The 15,955-nt window shown below is 71.7% G+C and carries 10 protein-coding genes and 1 pseudogene; 6 read left to right on the top strand and 5 right to left on the bottom strand.

What is annotated here, in order from left to right:
• Positions 1 to 211: 211 nt before the first annotated feature.
• Positions 212 to 3,121, bottom strand: a complete 2,910-nt coding sequence (locus ACZ48Z_RS28030; RefSeq protein WP_468738652.1) for a helix-turn-helix transcriptional regulator — start codon at positions 3,119 to 3,121, stop codon at positions 212 to 214.
• Between the two features lie 756 nt (positions 3,122 to 3,877).
• On the opposite strand from ACZ48Z_RS28030, the gene ACZ48Z_RS28025 reads away from it, so the two are divergent.
• Positions 3,878 to 5,392, top strand: a complete 1,515-nt coding sequence (locus ACZ48Z_RS28025; RefSeq protein WP_468738651.1) for an FG-GAP and VCBS repeat-containing protein — start codon at positions 3,878 to 3,880, stop codon at positions 5,390 to 5,392.
• 192 nt (positions 5,393 to 5,584) lie between these two features.
• On the opposite strand, the gene ACZ48Z_RS28020 is transcribed toward ACZ48Z_RS28025, so the two are convergent.
• Positions 5,585 to 6,616 carry a LacI family DNA-binding transcriptional regulator gene (locus tag ACZ48Z_RS28020; RefSeq protein ID WP_468738650.1) on the bottom strand — a complete coding sequence of 344 codons (1,032 nt, stop codon included), beginning with the start codon at positions 6,614 to 6,616 and terminating at the stop codon, positions 5,585 to 5,587.
• A 401-nt stretch (positions 6,617 to 7,017) separates the two neighbouring features.
• Between ACZ48Z_RS28020 and ACZ48Z_RS28015 the strand changes: the two genes are divergently transcribed.
• Entirely contained in the window at positions 7,018 to 10,623 is a 3,606-nt protein-coding gene (locus ACZ48Z_RS28015) for a LamG-like jellyroll fold domain-containing protein (RefSeq protein ID WP_468738666.1), read from the top strand.
• 92 nt (positions 10,624 to 10,715) lie between these two features.
• Here ACZ48Z_RS28015 and ACZ48Z_RS28010 read toward each other — a convergent pair whose 3' ends face one another.
• Together ACZ48Z_RS28010 and ACZ48Z_RS28005 are read right to left on the bottom strand one after the other, a co-directional pair.
• Positions 10,716 to 11,744, bottom strand: coding sequence for a LacI family DNA-binding transcriptional regulator (locus ACZ48Z_RS28010; RefSeq protein ID WP_468738665.1), 1,029 nt, complete (start codon positions 11,742 to 11,744; stop codon positions 10,716 to 10,718).
• Positions 11,745 to 11,921: 177 nt separating this feature from the next.
• Positions 11,922 to 12,920, bottom strand: a complete 999-nt coding sequence (locus ACZ48Z_RS28005) for a metallophosphoesterase (RefSeq protein ID WP_468738649.1) — start codon at positions 12,918 to 12,920, stop codon at positions 11,922 to 11,924.
• 8 nt (positions 12,921 to 12,928) lie between these two features.
• Between ACZ48Z_RS28005 and ACZ48Z_RS28000 the strand changes: the two genes are divergently transcribed.
• The gene (locus ACZ48Z_RS28000) at positions 12,929 to 13,105 is read left to right on the top strand and encodes a hypothetical protein (protein ID WP_468738668.1); all 177 of its coding nucleotides are present in this window, start codon (positions 12,929 to 12,931) and stop codon (positions 13,103 to 13,105) included.
• An 8-nt stretch (positions 13,106 to 13,113) separates the two neighbouring features.
• Here the strand turns inward: ACZ48Z_RS28000 and ACZ48Z_RS27995 are convergent.
• Positions 13,114 to 13,290, bottom strand: a pseudogene (locus tag ACZ48Z_RS27995) (fibronectin type III domain-containing protein); the annotation flags it as partial.
• A gap of 621 nt (positions 13,291 to 13,911) precedes the next feature.
• On the opposite strand from ACZ48Z_RS27995, the gene ACZ48Z_RS27990 reads away from it, so the two are divergent.
• From ACZ48Z_RS27990 to ACZ48Z_RS27980, 3 genes are all read left to right on the top strand, one after another.
• Positions 13,912 to 14,958 (top strand): alpha/beta fold hydrolase, encoded by a 1,047-nt coding sequence (locus ACZ48Z_RS27990; RefSeq protein ID WP_468738648.1) that lies wholly within the window; start codon positions 13,912 to 13,914, stop codon positions 14,956 to 14,958.
• A 66-nt stretch (positions 14,959 to 15,024) separates the two neighbouring features.
• On the top strand, positions 15,025 to 15,213 hold the full coding sequence (locus tag ACZ48Z_RS27985; RefSeq protein ID WP_468738647.1) for a hypothetical protein: 189 nt from the start codon (positions 15,025 to 15,027) through the stop codon (positions 15,211 to 15,213).
• Positions 15,214 to 15,265: 52 nt separating this feature from the next.
• Positions 15,266 to 15,817 (top strand): CGNR zinc finger domain-containing protein, encoded by a 552-nt coding sequence (locus ACZ48Z_RS27980; protein WP_468738646.1) that lies wholly within the window; start codon positions 15,266 to 15,268, stop codon positions 15,815 to 15,817.
• The last annotated feature ends 138 nt before the right edge of the window (positions 15,818 to 15,955 follow it).

Raw genomic sequence — 15,955 nt, 5'->3', positions numbered from 1 at the left:
CCACCGCGGTCCTCGACGCCTGCCACGGCACCCTCAAGGACGACGCCACCGTCCTCATGCTCGACTGGCACGGCGACCACCAACGACCCGAGGACGGCCAGGAGTTCGACGGCCTCGGTGACGTGCCGGTGCGTTCCGGTACGCAGCTGAGCTGAAGGAATTCCGCACCCCATCAGACGTAAACCCCATAGGGCGTCAACCCCATGGCGCGTCACCTACTGGTCGTCAGGCCGCTGCGTGTCATGAGGACGGCCAGGGCCGAGCGGGACGGCAGGGACGCCTTGCGGTAGACGGACGACAGGTGGGTCTCGACCGTGCGCGGGCTGAGGTGGAGCCGGGCGGCGATGGCCTGGTTGCTCAGGCCTTCCGCCACGAGCCCGGCGATGTCGAGTTCACGTGGCGTCAGGTCGGCCAGTTCCGCCGGCAGCTCGGCCGTGTCCGCCATGATCTGCGGGCGGGTCAGCTCGGCCAGGTCCAGCAGCAGACGGGCTCCTCCGTCGGCGGCGATGCGGTGGGCCCGTTGCCACATCGCGGCGGCCTGTCTGCGCCGTCCGGCGCGTTGGACGAGGGGAGCGGCGCGCAGGAGGCAGTACGCCTCCCACAGGGTCTGACCGCAGCGGGCGTATTCCTGTGTGGCCGCGTCGAGGAGGCGGACGGCCTTGTCGGTGTCGCCGTGGTGTTCGGCCAGGGTGGCCTCGGCCCGCAGCGCGCCTGCGCGCTGGCCGCCGAGTCCGAGCCGTTTCGCCTCGCGGGCCGCCTGCGCCGCCCACCGCCCCGCCTTGGCGGGATCACCCGTGGCGAGGGCGGTGCCCACCAGTGTGTCGAGCTGGCCCGGACGGATCGACGGCTGCAGCAGCGGCAGTTCGGGGCCCCCACCGGCGGCCACGATGGCTTCCTGGGCCCGGTACGGGTCACCGTTGACGAAGGCCGCGTGGCCGAGCATGCACCAGGCCAGGGCGGCCCACCAGCCCGTGCTGCCGGTCAGCGCCGCGACGGCCTCCTCGCCGGTGGCCAGCGCGCTGCCGTCGCCCAGTGGGCCGCCGATCAGGAGCACCAGCGTCTTGATGGCGAGCGTGAACCCGAGCAGGTCGCCGCTGCCCGCGGCGCGGGCGATGGCCTCGGCCTCCTCGGCCGCCTCCAGCGCGGCGGACAGCCGGCAGGTGTGCAGGCAGATGAAGGCGCGGTTCGTCAACAGGTGTGGCAGGACATGGAGTTGGCCGCTGCGGCGGGCGATGTCCAGGCCACGGGTGATGTGCCGTTCCGCGTCGGCGTAGCGCTCCAGCAGCGCTTCGGCCCAGGCCAGCCAGACCAGTGACTCGGACAGTTCGGTGAGGTCGGGGTCGGTGAGCGCGTCGGTGAGGGCGCGGGCCGTCTCGGCGAACCCGGTGGCGGACGCCGTTTGCCCTTCGTACGCCTCGCCGAGTGCGGCGAGCGCCAGGGCCGCCGCCTCTCCCGGGGCGTTGCCGTCGGCGCGGGCGATGCCGACTGCCCGAGCGACGTCCGCGCGGGCCTCGGGGTAGGACGCGGTCAGCAGGGCGGACATGCCCAGGGCCAGCCTGAGGGAGACGTCCAGGCCGGGGGCCGGGCCCGGCGTGCGGGACAGCTCCTGGCGCAGCAGGCCCGTGGCCTCCGGGGAGTGACCGAGGTGACGCTCCATCACGGCGTACTGCGCGATGGCCTCGGCTCGCAGGTCGGGGTGGCTCCTGCCCGCTCCCTCGATCAGGAGGTGGAGCAGGTCGCGGCTCTCGCTGAGTGCGCCGCTGACGCCGAGCGCGCGGGCGCGGGCCAGGGTCAGTTCACCGCGCCGCCGGGTGTGGTCGGGCGTTCGGGGCAGGTGTCCCAGGACTACGTCCAGCAGGTGGGCGGTGGTGGCCGGTGCGGTGGAGGCGAGCTGTTCGGCCGCCTCGCTCAGTACGGCGGCCGCCTCGGGGTCCCAGCCGGTCAGCGAGCGTTCGACGTGGTGGGCGCGCTCGGCGGCCGGGGCGCCCCGCCGGTCCAGTTCCCGTGCCGCACGGCGGTGGAGGTCGGCTCGTCGTACGGGCGAGGTGTTCTCGTAGACCAGGGCCCGCACCAGCGGATGCCGCAGCGCCCAGCGGCCGCCCGGCCCCGGGCGCAGGATGTCGCGTGCCGCGAGGATGTCGGTGTGCTCCCCGACGGTGGGGGCCGGTGTGTCGGTCACCACGGTCAGCATGCCGGTCGTGGCCTGGTAACCGAGCACGGCCACCGCTTCGACGAGACGGCGCTGCGGCCGTGTCAGTCCGGTCAGCTCGTCGAGCAGCAGCGCGGCCAGACCACTGGGGACACCGGCCGGGTCGGTGATGTCGTCGTGGGTGTCGACGCCGCCCAGCGGGGCACCGCTGCGGTAGGCGTGCAACAGTGCGTGCAGATAGAGGGGGTTGCCCTCGCTGGCCGCGTACAGCTGTCCGGCCCGGGCCGGGGGGAGGTCGCCCGCCAGCGCCTGGACGGACTCCCGTTCGGCGAGGGGTTCCAGGGGCAGGTGGAGTACGGCGCCCGTGTCGATGCCGCGGGTCAGCGCCGCGGTCAGCGAGGTCGGCGTCTGCCGGGCCCGGCGCGCCACGATCAGCAGCACCCGGCCGCGCGGAGGATGGCGGACCAGATGGTCCACGAGCTCGTGGGAGGCGGGGTCCGCCCAGTGCAGGTCGTCTAGGGCCAGCACCACTCCGGGGTCACCCAGGCGGGCAAGGAGTGCCGAGATCGCGCGCCGCGGGCCGAAGCGGGCCGCCGCGCCGCCGTCGGTCTCGCTCCCGTCGTGGTGCTGCACCGCGTCCGGATCGGCGGCAAGGGTGACGGTGGCGTCGGTCTCGGACTCCGCGTCGGCGAGCGCGTCGGTGAACACCTGGAACGGCACGTGCTGTTCGTACTCCGTGGCCCTCCCGCGCAGCACCGTGAATCCGGCCCGCCGTGCCCGTGCGCACGCTTCGGTGAGGAGACGGCTCTTGCCGATGCCGGGTTCTCCGGAGATGTCGACGGCCGACACCGCTCCGGGCTGCCCCAGGTTCGCGAGCACGGCGTCGAACCGGTCGAGCTCCGTGGCCCTGCCGACCAGTTGTTCCACGTCCGCGCCTCTCACCGGTCCCCCGCCCACACCGAAGTCGATCACACTCCTGACGTCACCTTACGGGCGGGTACTGACAAACCGTCGCGCGAGCTCCGCGAACGCGATGGTCACCGCCCGGTCCGTGCAAGGACGTTGTCGATGGTCTCCGCGGGCCGCCGAAACCGGAACGCGATGTTCCCGGGCGTCGATGCGCAGTCCGCGAACGGGGGCGGGAACGCTGTTGCAGCGAAAGCGTGGCGACCAAGTCTCCGACGTAGCAGCGGAGTTGGTCGGCGCTGTCCTGAGCCAATGGTTCGCCGGTCCCTAGGCGCCCGTCGGGACCGGTGAACCGGTGATCCGCACAAGCCAGGGGGATGGCATGAACACCGTACGGATGGCCGCCGGGGCGACCGCGTGGGTGAGGGCGAAGGGGCGACCGCGCGGGTGAGGGTGTAGGGGCGACCGCCGAAGGACGTCGTGTACTCCGCGCAGACGGCGGTGAACCCGTTGTCCTAGGTAGTGGGCGATGTGGCCGAATTGGTGGCGCGGCCGGGCCTGCACATCAACACCCTTCGCTGCCTGCCGCGCCGTGCCACCGACCTTCTCGACCTGCCGGACGGCCCCGACCGTGAGGACAACCCCACGCCCCCAACCTGTCGTATGTCCTGGGCGCGGAACGGTTGTCACTGGCGTGTCACAGCACTCCCCGGCACCACAACTCATCCCGGGGCCACCGTGTCGAACCCCGCGTAGGAACAACAACAGCCGGCCCTGACCAGCCGATTGACGGACCATCACCATTCCACGGGGGAACCAGACATGAGCATCACCGCGCGCACCACCCGCCGTACCGCGGGCTCGGCAGCCGTCACCGCCGCCTCCTTCCTGCTGCTGGCGGGAGCGGGCATCCTGGCCGCGCCGGCCGCCTTCGCGGGAGTGCCCGGAGGCACCTCCGCCGTCGACCGCAACAACGACTTCGACGGCGACGGCTACGGCGACCTCCTCACCGGCGTCCCGGAGGGCACCGTCGACGGCAAGGAGGGCGCCGGGTACGTCACCGTCCAGTACGGTGCGCCGAACGGCATCGGCACCAACACCACCGTGCCCAGGGGCCAGGTCCAGGTCGTGAGCCAGTCGACCAAGGGCGTGCCCGGTACCTCCGAGACCGGTGACCGCTTCGGGCAGGCCGTCGCCACCGGCGACCTGGACGGCGACGGCTACGACGACGCGGTCATCGGCACGCCCGGCGAGGACGAGGGCACCGTCGAGGACGCGGGCCGGGTGACCGTCCTGTACGGCTCCAAGGCGGGCCTCGGCGCCGAGAGCACCATGACCGTCGGAGCCGACAAGCCCGTCGCGGGCGCCCGGTTCGGTCTGTCGGTGGCCGCCGCCCGCTTCTCCGGGGACATCGACGGCGACCAACTCGTCGTCCTCGACCAGAAAGCGGGCCTGCACGTCTTCACCTACCACGCGGGCCTCCTGCGCCAGGTCGGCACCCCGCGCTCCACCGGGCACACCCTCCAGGGCGCCTACCTGACCACCGGCGACTACGACCGCGACGGCTTCGCCGACCTGGTCGTCTCCGGCTACAGCCCCGACGACGACTACGTCATGGGCTGGTCCTCCTACTACGCGGGCGGCGCCGAGGGCCTGAGCTACCGGAGCGACCTGCGCGGCGGCCTGGGCACGGCCTCCGGTGACATCAACGGCGACGGCTACGACGACCTCGTCGTCGGCCAGCGCAGCGCCGTCGACAAGTCCGCCGAGGACGCCGACGCGCCCGGCGGCCTGATCGGCGTCTACTACGGCGGCGGCGACGGCCCGGCCGGCACCCAGGGCCCCGGAACGGCCCCGCAGTGGTGGTCGCAGAACTCCCCGGGCGTGCCCGGTGCCGCGGAGCAGGGCGACGCCTGGGGCAACGACCTGTCCGTCGCCGACGTCGACGGTGACGGCCGCGCCGACGTGGCCGTGGGCGCGCCCGGCGAGGACGTGGGCACGGTCCGTGACGCGGGCGCGGTGTGGCTGCTGCGCGGATCCGGTACGGGTCTGACCGGTACCGGTGCCCAGTCCTTCGACCAGAACAGCCCCGGCATCCCCGGTGCCGCCGAGGAAGGCGACGCGTGGGGTGCCCAGGTGCGGCTCGTGGACACCGACGGCGACGGCCGGGCCGAGCTGGTGGCCGCCGCGCCCGACGAGAACGCCGGTGACGGCGCGGTGTGGTTGCTGCCCGCGAGCGGCGACGGGCTCCTCGCCGACGGCTCCCGCTCGTACGGTGCCGCGGCCCTCGGCGGCACCGCCCACGCCGCCCACTTCGGTGCCGTGATCGACGAGTGATCGTGCCCGGTCGACCGGGCCGCCGGAGTTCGGGAGGCGGCCCCCGCGACGGCTCGCGAGGAGTACGAGGCACGGCGGACAGCGTCGTCAGGTGGCCGGAGGGCGCGGTGGTGTGACGGGACGTTCCGGGACGCGGTGGTGTGACCGGACGTTCCGGAAGGCGGTGGTGTGACGGGAGGGTGCGGGGTGTGATCAGGCCTTCGTGTCGGCTTCGGTGCCCCCCGCGGGCCCGGTGCTGGCCCGCAGCGAGATCGGTGGGACGAGGAGATGGTGCCGGGGCGGCGCGTCGGGACGGGCGAGCCGCTCCACCAGCAGGTCGACGGCGAGCCGGCCCATCTCGGCCGCCGGGACGTCCGCCGCTGTGACCTGCGGAGTCACCGTCTCCGCCCAGCGGTTGGCCACGATCCCGGTGACGGAGAAGTCCCGCGGCACATGGCGGCCCGCCTGCGCGAGGCCCCGGTGGAGGCCGCCCAGCGCGGCCTCGTTCAGGGTGACCAGGGCGGTGGTGGCCGGGTCGTCGTGCAGGATCCGTTCCACACAGGCCTGCCCCGAGGCGGCGTCGTCCCCGCAGCAGTACGTCCGGACCGTCAGCCCACGCTCGGCCGCGGCCTTGGTGAACCCGTCCAGGCCGCGGTGCGCCGACTCGTACCCGGTCCGCAGGAGTTGCTCGGGCCGGTTGACGAAGGCGACCCGGCGGTGGCCGAGGTCCGCGAGGTGGTGGACGCAGGCCGCTGTGAGCGCGGTGTGGTCCAGGGCGACGTACCAGCCTTCCTCCGCGCGGGCGGTGCGGCCGATGGCGACGGAGGGGAAGCCGAGCTCGGCCAGGTGATCGACGCGGTCGTCCTCCAGCCTGATCTCCATCAGGATCGCGCCGTCGACCCGCCGCTCCCCCAGCAGCCGCTGGAAGGAACGGTCGCTGTCCACCCCGCTCGGGGAGAGCAGCACGTCGTAGTCGTGGGCCGCGGCGGCCTCCACCACGCTGCCGATGAAGTCCAGCTGCATCCCGGTGTAGTGGTTGCCGGCCGGCGGGAAGACCAGGCCGAGCGTGCTGGTCCGCCCGTTGGCCAGGGCGCGGGCGCTGGCGCTGGGTTGGTAGCCCAGTTCGTCGACGACCTGCTGGATCTTGCGGCGGGTGTCTTCCGACACCGGGCGCTTGCCGCTCAGCGCGTAGGACACGGTGCTCCGCGAGACACCGGCCCGTCGGGCGATCTCACCGATGTTCACGGTGGCTCCTCGGGAGGGGACGACCGGCTGTCGAACCGGTTCGCGTGAAGTGAACGTAGGAATTGTCCGTACCCCTGTCAACACCCGGGACCCATTCTCCTACCGGGCATGGAGGGGTGATGAAATCCCGTGTCGAGGGGATTGCTGGTCGGATACTCCGATGCTAGCTTCGCCGAACCGGTTCGACACAACCCCCACACAGGCCACTCGCCCGTTCCCATGCCACAGAGCCGCAACACCGGCCGTCCGACACGCGCCCTTCCCCTGACGCGCCCGCTTCGCAACGGTTCCCGCCGGTGCGACGGCGGCCGAGGTGTGCCGACCGGAACCCGCAACTCGACGATGAGGACGCTTCCATGCCATCCGCTGACAGATCCCCGCGCCGCCGCGCACCGGCCGCCATGGCGCTGGCCCTCGGCGCGGGCCTGCTGGCCGCACCCGCCGTCCCCGCCCACGCGGCCGAGACGCCGGGGCCCGCCGCCCGCTACACCTTCGACCAGGACGACCTCGCCTCCGGAAAGATCACCGACAGTTCCGGCAACGGCCTGACGGCGAGCCTGGTGAACGGCTCCACCGCCCAGGCCGTGGCGGGCCCGGACGGCGGCAAGGCGCTGGCCCTGCCCGGCGGGGCCCCCACCTCGGACGGCGCCTACGTCCGCCTGCCGCGCGAAGTGGTCGGCGACTCCAGCGACCTGACGGTCTCCGCCCGGGTGCGATGGGGCGACGACTCGTCGGCCTGGCAGCGGATCTTCGACCTGGGCACCGACACCTCCAAGTACCTCTTCACCACCCCGTCCAACGGCGGGGTCCTGCGCACGGCCGTGACCACCGGCGGAGGGGGCGCCGAGGCACAGGTCTCCGGGTACGCCCCGCTCCCCGCCGACCAGTGGCGGACGGTCACCGTCACCCTCGACACCGCCGCCGGCCGGCTCACCACCTACCTCGACGGCGTGGCGGTCTCCTCCGCCGCGACCGGCATCAAGGCCAAGGACCTGCTGGACGGTTCGGCCACGGCGGCCGGCTACATAGGCAAGTCCCTGTACCCGGACCCGCTGCTCAAGGGCGCGATCGACGACTTCACCGTGTGGCACGCGGCGCTCAGCGCCGAGCAGGTGGCCGGTCTCGGCGGTCCCGTGCCGACCCTCGACGCCCTCTCGGCGACGTCGTTCGACGTCCGTACGACCGACGGGACCGCCCCGTCCCTCCCGGCCACCGTCCGCTCCTCCTTCTCCGACGGCTACGACCGCGACACCCCCATCACCTGGGACGCCGTACCGCCCGAGAAGTACGCCGGGCCGGGGACCTTCACCGTGGCCGGAACGGCGGCCGGGCGCGCGGTGCAGGCGACCGTCACCGTGGTCCGCGAGGGACAGCTCACCGTGGACCTCGGCTCGGACACCGGCGCTTTCCACGGCGGCGCCTCCGGCACCCTCTACGGCGTGTACGGACCGGACGTCCCCACCAACAACCTCATCGAGGGCATGGGTCTGCGCACGGTCTCCACCAAGGCCCAGGACGGCCCGCAGCACCCCGGTGCCGACGCGCTGGACGTGGTGAAGCCGCTCGCCGACTCCACCGACGGCGACGTGTACATCTACATGACCGACATCCACCGCGGCTTCCCGTACGAGTGGCCGGGCAGCACCCCGCAGGAGAAGGTCAAGCTCTACGAGGAGAAGATCGGCAAGCAGGTCGACCAGGTCCTGAAGCTGCCGAAGCAGTACCAGGACAACATCGTCTTCGTGCCGTTCAACGAGCCCGAGGGCAACATGTTCGGCACCGGCGAGTGGAGTTACGACAAGGTCAGCTGGCTGAGCGACCCGGACGACTACTTCGCCGCCTGGGACTCCGCGTACAGGCTCATCAAGGGCAAGATGCCCGACGCCCGTATCGCCGGCCCCAACACCAGTGTCCTGTACGACCAGGTGAAGGGCTTCCTCACCCACACGCTCGCCGCGAACACCCTCCCGGACGTCATCACCTGGCACGAGCTGAGCCACCCGGAGGCCGTGCGCGCGAGCGTCGCCAAGTACCGGGTGTGGGAGAAGGAGTTGTTCAAGGGCACCTCTCGCGAGGGCACCCAACTGCCCATCAACATCAACGAGTACGCGTTCAACTACCACACCTCCGTCCCGGGCCAGATGATCCAGTGGGTCTCCGCGATCGAGGAGTCCAAGGTCGACGCGGACATCGCGTACTGGAACATCGACGGCAACCTCTCCGACTCCGCGGTGCAGTCCAACCGCGGCAACGGCCAGTGGTGGCTGCTCAATTCGTACGCCTCGATGAGCGGGCACACCGTGGCGGTGTCCCCGCCGTTCCCCGGCCAGAACTACACCATGCAGGGCGTGGCCACGCTCGACGCGAAGAAGAAGCAGGCCCGGCTGATCTTCGGCGGCTCCACCGGGAAGGGCCACATCACCTTCGCGGGAGTCCCGAAGAAGGTCTTCGGCGGCCAAGTGCACGCATGGGTGAGGGAGATCGAGTGGAGCGGGCAGGTCGGCGACAACTCCGGGCCGAAGCTGCTGAGCGAGCAGAACCTGAAGGTCGCTCAGGACGGCACGGTCACCGTCGACTTCGGTGACGGCGCACTGCCGAAGCTGAAGGAGTCCTCGGCGTACGAGATCGTCCTCAGCCCGGCCGGCAAGGCGAAGTCCGCGCAGTCGCCGCCGGTGCGCTGGCAGTCGTCGTACGAGGCGGAGGACGCGGCGCACACGGGCTCGGGCTACTCCAAGAACGGCCCCGAGGGCTCCACTTCGGACGTGTCGAAGTTCTACACTTCCGGCGGCTACGACGTCGGCGGCCTGCGGACCGGCTCGGACGTCACGCTCGACTTCACCGTGGACGTGCCCGAGGACGGCACCTACGACCTGAGCGTCTTCGCCAACTCCCTCAACACCTTCGACAAGGTGAAGGAACAGGGCCCCACCAACGTCTTCCTGCGCGTGGACGGCGCGGCGGCCGGCGAGCAGCAGCTGTATCTGCCGCTCGGCTACAAGTGGGTGGTCTGGGACCACACCGACACCAAGGTGAAGCTCACCAAGGGCAAGCACACCCTGACGCTCGCCGCGAAGAGCCTCGACGGCAAGCGCGCCACGAAGGGTGACGCCATCGTCGACCGCCTCACCCTCGCCCTTCCCGCGGCCTCGGCCGGCACCCAGGTGTACGAGGGCGAACTGGCGTGGCTGGGCGGCGGGGCGCGGCCCGTCTACGACCTGCCGAAGCGGGCGGCCTCCGGATCGGGCGCGGCCCGACTCGCAAAGGGCCAGACGGCCACGTTCTGGGTCTACTCCCCCGCCGACCGTGAGGCCACCCTCGACGTCGACGCCCTCGATGGCGCCGGCGCGCGGCTCTCGGTGAACGAGCACGAGGTGCTGCGCCTGTCCAAGGGCCGGAGCAGGGTCGCGGTGTCCCTCTCCGGCGGCATCAACAAGGTGACGGTAACGGGTGGTTCGTCGCCCACACTCGTCGACCGTCTCACGGTCACACCGACCGAGGGCACGCTGAAGACGCGTACCTACGAGGCACAGGACGCCGTCCTCGCGGGCTCGGCCACCCTCACCCCGCTGTCACTCGCCACCGACGGCACGGCGATCACCGGCGTCGGCGGTGACCCGGGCAACGGCAACACCGCGACGTTCACGGTCACCGCGGACAAGGCAGGCCTGTACGCGCTGCGCGTCCGCTACTCCAACCCCGAGCAGTCCGAGGCCACCCACTACAACCCGGACCCGCTGGCCCGCCACGCCGACATCAGCGTCAACGGCGGCGAAACACGGCGGGTCGGCTTCCCCCACACCTTCCACCAGAACGACTTCTGGGAGCTGACGGTCCCCGTCACCCTGAAGAAGGGGCGGAACACCCTCTCCTTCCGCTCCGAGGAACTGCCCAACTTCGACGGCACCAGCTACGCCTCGGACACCTTCCCCGGCGTGCTGCTCCGCTCCCGGTACGCGCCGCTGATCGACCGGATCGCCGTGGCGCCGTACGCCAGGGAGGTGCGGTGAGGGTGAGGTGAGCTGAGGTCCACCGGCGGCGCCGTGAGGTGCCGCCGGTCGCGGAGTCGCCCCGGTCGCCGATGGCAGCCGGGGCGCGTCGTTCAGTCCGTGGCGGCCGGACGCCGTCCGCCCGACCGGGGCCCGCGGCTCGGCGGAGGTGCCGTGGAAGCGCGTACGACGAGCTCGACCGGTGGGTCGCTCGGCGGTGCCGGTTCCGCGTCCGGCTTCTCGATGGCCTGCACCAGGAGCCGGAGCCCTTCGTGGGCCACGGCGTCGAACGGCTGGCGCACGGTGGTCAGCGGCGGGGTGACATAAGCGGAGACGGGGGTGTCGTCGAACCCGACGACGCTCACGTCCTCCGGTACGCGCAGGCCTGCTTCCAGCAGCGCGCGGACCAGACCGATGGCCATGTCGTCGTTGGCGGCGAACACGGCGGTGACGTCACCGGCGGCGGCGAGTTCGCGACCGGCCGCGTAGCCGGACGAGGCCGACCAGTCGCCCTCGATGACGTCCGGCTGTCTCCTGTCGCGTTCCGCGAGCGCCGCCCGCCAGCCGTGGAGACGGTCCCGGGCGGCGAACCACCGTTGTGGACCGGCCAGGTGATGGACCGTCACATGCCCGAGGTCCAGCAGGTGTTCGGTGGCCACCCGCGCCAGCGACTCGGCGCCGACCCCCGCGGCCACGGCACGCGGGCCGCCGAAACCGGCGGGCGCCCCGAGGACCAGGACCGGGACGTCGACACCGGGCGACGCCGGTCCCTCGTCGATCGGTTCGGACACCACGATGCCGTCGACGCCCTGTTCGAGGAGCGACTCCATGGCTCCGGCGATGCCCGCGGGATCGCCCTCCAGCGTGTTGACGACGCGGAGCGCGTATCCCGCGTCCCGCGCGGCCCGTTCCACGCCGATGAGCAGGGAGGCCGGTCCGTACAGGGCGGTGCCGAGGGTGACCACGCCGATCGAACGGGTACGCCCCGAGGCCAGGGCCCGGGCAGCGCTGTTCAGCCGGTAGCCGAGTTCCTCCGCGGCTTCGAGCACCCGCCCCCGTACCTCGGCGGACACGTACCGCTCGCCGTTGAAGACCCGGGAGACCGTCTTCTGCGAGACGCCGGCCCGCCGGGCCACGTCCACGGCACGCGGCGCACCGGGGCTCCCGCCCTGCGCTCCCACTGGCGTCATTGCTGTCTCCCGATGTCCGACGGCTCAGATCCTAGCCAGAGCGGCCGGTCGCGGGCATGTCCGCCCTGGTCACCCACGCGGTTCACCCAGGCGGTCCGTGCACGTGGGTGGGACCGGTCCCCGCGGCCGCTACCCGCTGTGGCCGTCGGAGCGGCGGCGGTGCAGCGTGAACTGTTCGAAGACCGACAGGTCGCCGCCCGGCTTGTTCACGTTGTAGTAGGTCACGTGCATGCGGGTGGTGTCGCCGGCGTGCCGGCCGGGGTCGACGGTGAAGGCGGCGAAGCCGTAGGGGTGGTCGACGTCCCTGACCCCCGTCCACACCGCCTGCTCCTTGGTGTAGGTGGAGGTGCGCTTGCCGTTGGCGCCGGCGGTCGACGACACGGAGGTGATCACCTTGGCGCTGCCGTCCTTGAAGAAGTTCTGGTTCGTGGTGCCCGAGACGCCTCCGCCGCCGAGGATCATGTGCACGGTGCCGAGGCCGGTGTCGATGGAGTCGGTGGCGCCGGAGACCGGGTTCGGGGTAAGGGTCTCGCTGCCGGTGACGACTCCGCGGACGGCCAGCGAGCGCTCGTAGTTGTGTTCGTGGCCGCACAGCACCAGGTCCACGCCGTAGCGGTCGAACAGGGGGCCGTACTTCTGGCGCAGCCCCAGGTCGGCGCCGTTGGCGTCCGAGGAGCTGATCATGACCTGGTGCATGGCGACCACCACCCAGTCGACGTCACGCGAGGACCGCGCCGCCTTCAGTTCCCTTTCCAGGAAGGCGAGTTGGCGTCCGCCGGAGTAGCCGCTAATGTAGACGTCGCCGCCGTCCTGGAGGCAGTTGTCGTCGTTCTGGAGCACGATCACCCGGACCGAGCCGACGGTGAAGGCATACCAGAGGCCGGCGAGTTCGGCGTCCGTCTCGGTGGACGGGAGGGCGAAGTAGGTCTGGTAGGCGCCGAGTCCGAGCGGGCCGTTGGCCTTCTCGATCTCGTGGTTGCCGGCCGCCGGCATCCAGGGGCGGAAGCGGGCCGAACGCGTGTTGTTGGTGAAGAAGTTGTTCCAGGTGCGGACGCGGTCGACGTCGAGGTTGGCGTAGCAGAGGTCGCCGTTGAGCAGGTGGAAGAGGGGGGGCGACCTGCTCGACACCGGTGACGATGTCCTTGGTCGCGGGGGTGGAGTTCGCGTCCAGGGCCGGTGTGCCGTTGGCGGCCCAGGTCACCTGCGGGGCGGACTGGTCGCCGAAGCTGGTGAAGGTGAAGGGCTGCCGTCCGCGAGGTGCCGTGCGGAACGTACCGCTGTCGGGCGTGGCCCCCGCGTGCGTGGCGAGGTAGATGTACTCGGTGCCGGGGCGGAGCCGTTCGAGGGCCGCGTGGTGGACGTACACGGTACGGCCGGAGGTGCCGTCGACGTAGGTGACGGTCCGGGCCTCGGTGCTGGAGCCGAAGCCGTGTTCCAGGGTGCCGTAGTGCACCTGGGGTCTGGTCACCGGGCGGTCGGTGAGCCAGGAGACCGTCATCCGGGTGCGCGGGTCCGCCCCGAACGTCAGGTGCAGACCCTGGACCGGGGGCGCGCCGGAGGAGTCGGCGGTGAGATGCAGGGCGGGTGCGGCCTGTGCCGTTCCCGCCGCGAGCAACGGGGTGACGGCCGCTCCCGCCCCCGCCGTGCCGAGCAGGCCGATCGCGTGGCGACGGCTGACCCCCGAAGCCTGTGCCGACCCGTCCGGTGTATCCGGACCTGACTGTGCGGTCATGGTGCCCTCCCTGGCTGACGACGACCGCACCCTGGCGCGCCTCGGCGGCCCCTGGGTGAACGCCACGTTGACAGAGGGTCGTTGAGCCGCGTGCGGCGGTCCGCGAGGGCCAATCTTGTCCGCGCCTTTGCCCGAGCCCGACGCGGCCGTGACCAGGGCGTCACGGCTCGCCGCCGCTCACGGGATCCGCCCTGGGCCGGTGCTACACCGTCCCGGTCCGCGACTGTTGCGCGGCGTACGTCATTCCATCTCATCACCGATCAATACGGTGACTTTCTCACCCAGGAGCACCTGGGTAATAGGAGACTCCTATTTCGTCACCGTCTTGACCGGTGACGCGCGTGCATGCGACAGTCAGCTCACACCAAGCCACGCGGAGGGGTTCACATGATCGACAGGCGCACCTTCAGCAAGACCCTGGGCACGAGCGCTGCGGCCGTCTCCCTGGCCGGTCTGCCAGGTCTGCCGGGTGTACCGACCGCCTCCGCCGCCACACCGGGCGGGAACACCACGGGCTCCGGTGCGCACACTTCGTTTCCGCGGCTGAAGCAGGTCAGGGCGGGCGTGCTCGACGTCGGTCACGCCGAGTTGGGCCCCGCCCACGGCCCCGTGGTGATCTGCCTGCACGGCTGGCCGTACGACATCCACAGCTTCGTCGACGTCGCCCCGCTGCTCGCGGCGCAGGGCTACCGCGTGATCGTCCCGTATCTGCGCGGGCACGGCACGACGCGGTTCCTGTCCGACCGCACGGTCCGCAACGCCCAGCAGTCGGCCGTCGCCCTCGACATCATCGCCCTGATGGACGCCCTCAAGATCGAGAAGGCCGTCCTGGCGGGCTTCGACTGGGGCTCGCGGACCGCCGACATCATCGCCGCCCTGTGGCCCGAGCGCTGCAAGGCCCTCGTGTCGGTGAACGGATACCTCGTCACCAATCTCGCGGCCAACCTAGACCCGCTGCCGGCGCGGGCCGAGCACACCTGGTGGTACCAGTACTACTTCGCCACGGAGCGAGGCCGGAAGGCCATGGAGGACGGCACCCACCGCCGCGAACTGACCAGGCTCGTCTGGGAGACCGTCTCCCCCACCTGGGATTTCGACGACGCCACCTTCGACCGCACGGCGGCAGCCTTCGAGAACCCCGACTACGCGGACATCGTCATCCACAACTACCGCTGGCGGCTGGGCCTCGCCGACGGCGAGCGGCGCTACGACGGCATCGAGAAGCGTCTCGCCGCCCGGCCGGTCATCACGGTGCCCACCGTCACCCTCGACCCGGAGCGCGACCCCTTCACGGCTCCGGGCGACGGCTCCTCGTACCGGGACCGGTTCACCGGCGCATACGACCACCGCACCCTGGCGGGCGTCGGGCACAACGTGCCCCAGGAGGCGCCCGCGGCCTTCGCCCAGGCCGTCGTCGACGTGGACCACTTCTGACCGTCGGCTCCGAACGTCACCGACCGGACCCGCAACACACACCAACCCTCACCACGGAGGTCGACCATGGACAACCCCGCGGACAGCGCGGCCGCCACCCGCCACGCCCGGTTCGGCGCCCTGCCGGAGCACATCAGATACGAGGACATGGTCGTGGAGAAGTCCGTGACCGCGAGCGATCCGGCGAGAAGCGCCCACAACCCGGAGAGCTCGTGGCAGACCTTCTCCTGCCTGGCCCTGGACCTGGGCCTCTGAGCTGCGGCACCGAGCCTTGCCGGTCCGGTCAGTCACCTGTCAGGATGGTGACGTGAACCTCGACCATGTCTTCGTGTGCGGCAACCCGGCCCTCGACTTCGCCGCGACGCTCAGGGCGCGGCGCTCGGCGCGCTTCGAGATGTTCGCGACGCCGGACAGGCTGGACGCATGGTATCGGGAGTCCGGAATCGTCGACGCGGTCTCCCCGAGCCACGAGGCCGACGTGGAGCAGGCGACGACCGTACGGGAAGCCGTCTACCGGCTGGTCACAACCCGTCGCCTCGGCGAGGAGTACGACACCGGGGCGCTGGCCGTGCTCAACAGCGTGGCCCGCAGACCGCCCGCGGTCCCGCAGCTGACCCCGGCCGGGCGGTGGACACAGGCCAACCCCGAGGAGGCCCTGTCCACGGTGGCCCGCCTCGCGGTGGAACTCCTGAGCGGCCCCGACGTCCCCCTGCTCAAGGAGTGCGGCAACCCCGAGTGCACCCGCGTCTACATCGACCGCTCCCGGGGCATGCGCAGGCAGTGGTGCGGCATGGAATCGTGCGGCAACAAGATCAAGGCGGCGGCGTACCGCGCCCGGAAGAAGACCGTCGGGTCGTGAGCGGTACTGAAGGGGGGGGGGGGGGGGGGGGGGGGGGGCCCCCCCCCCCCGCCCCCCACCCAGCGCCACGCCGGGGGGAAGGCCTGTTTCTGTGCCCTGAACCCCCCTGCTCTCCTTTTCTCTTGCAGGGTTCTCCTC

The sequence above is a fragment of the Streptomyces sp. NPDC031225 genome (assembly GCF_055570355.1).
This window is presented reverse-complemented; position numbering and strand designations above follow the sequence as displayed.

Bases quoted from the DNA above. Each gene is read 5' to 3' on its own strand.
- ACZ48Z_RS28025 (WP_468738651.1), top strand. From the start codon at position 3,878: ATGAGCATCACCGCGCGCACCACCCGCCGTACCGCGGGCTCGGCAGCC.
- ACZ48Z_RS28015 (WP_468738666.1), top strand. From the start codon at position 7,018: ATGGCGCTGGCCCTCGGCGCGGGCCTGCTGGCCGCACCCGCCGTCCCC.
- ACZ48Z_RS28000 (WP_468738668.1), top strand. From the start codon at position 12,929: ATGTCCTTGGTCGCGGGGGTGGAGTTCGCGTCCAGGGCCGGTGTGCCG.
- ACZ48Z_RS27990 (WP_468738648.1), top strand. From the start codon at position 13,912: ATGATCGACAGGCGCACCTTCAGCAAGACCCTGGGCACGAGCGCTGCG.
- ACZ48Z_RS27985 (WP_468738647.1), top strand. From the start codon at position 15,025: ATGGACAACCCCGCGGACAGCGCGGCCGCCACCCGCCACGCCCGGTTC.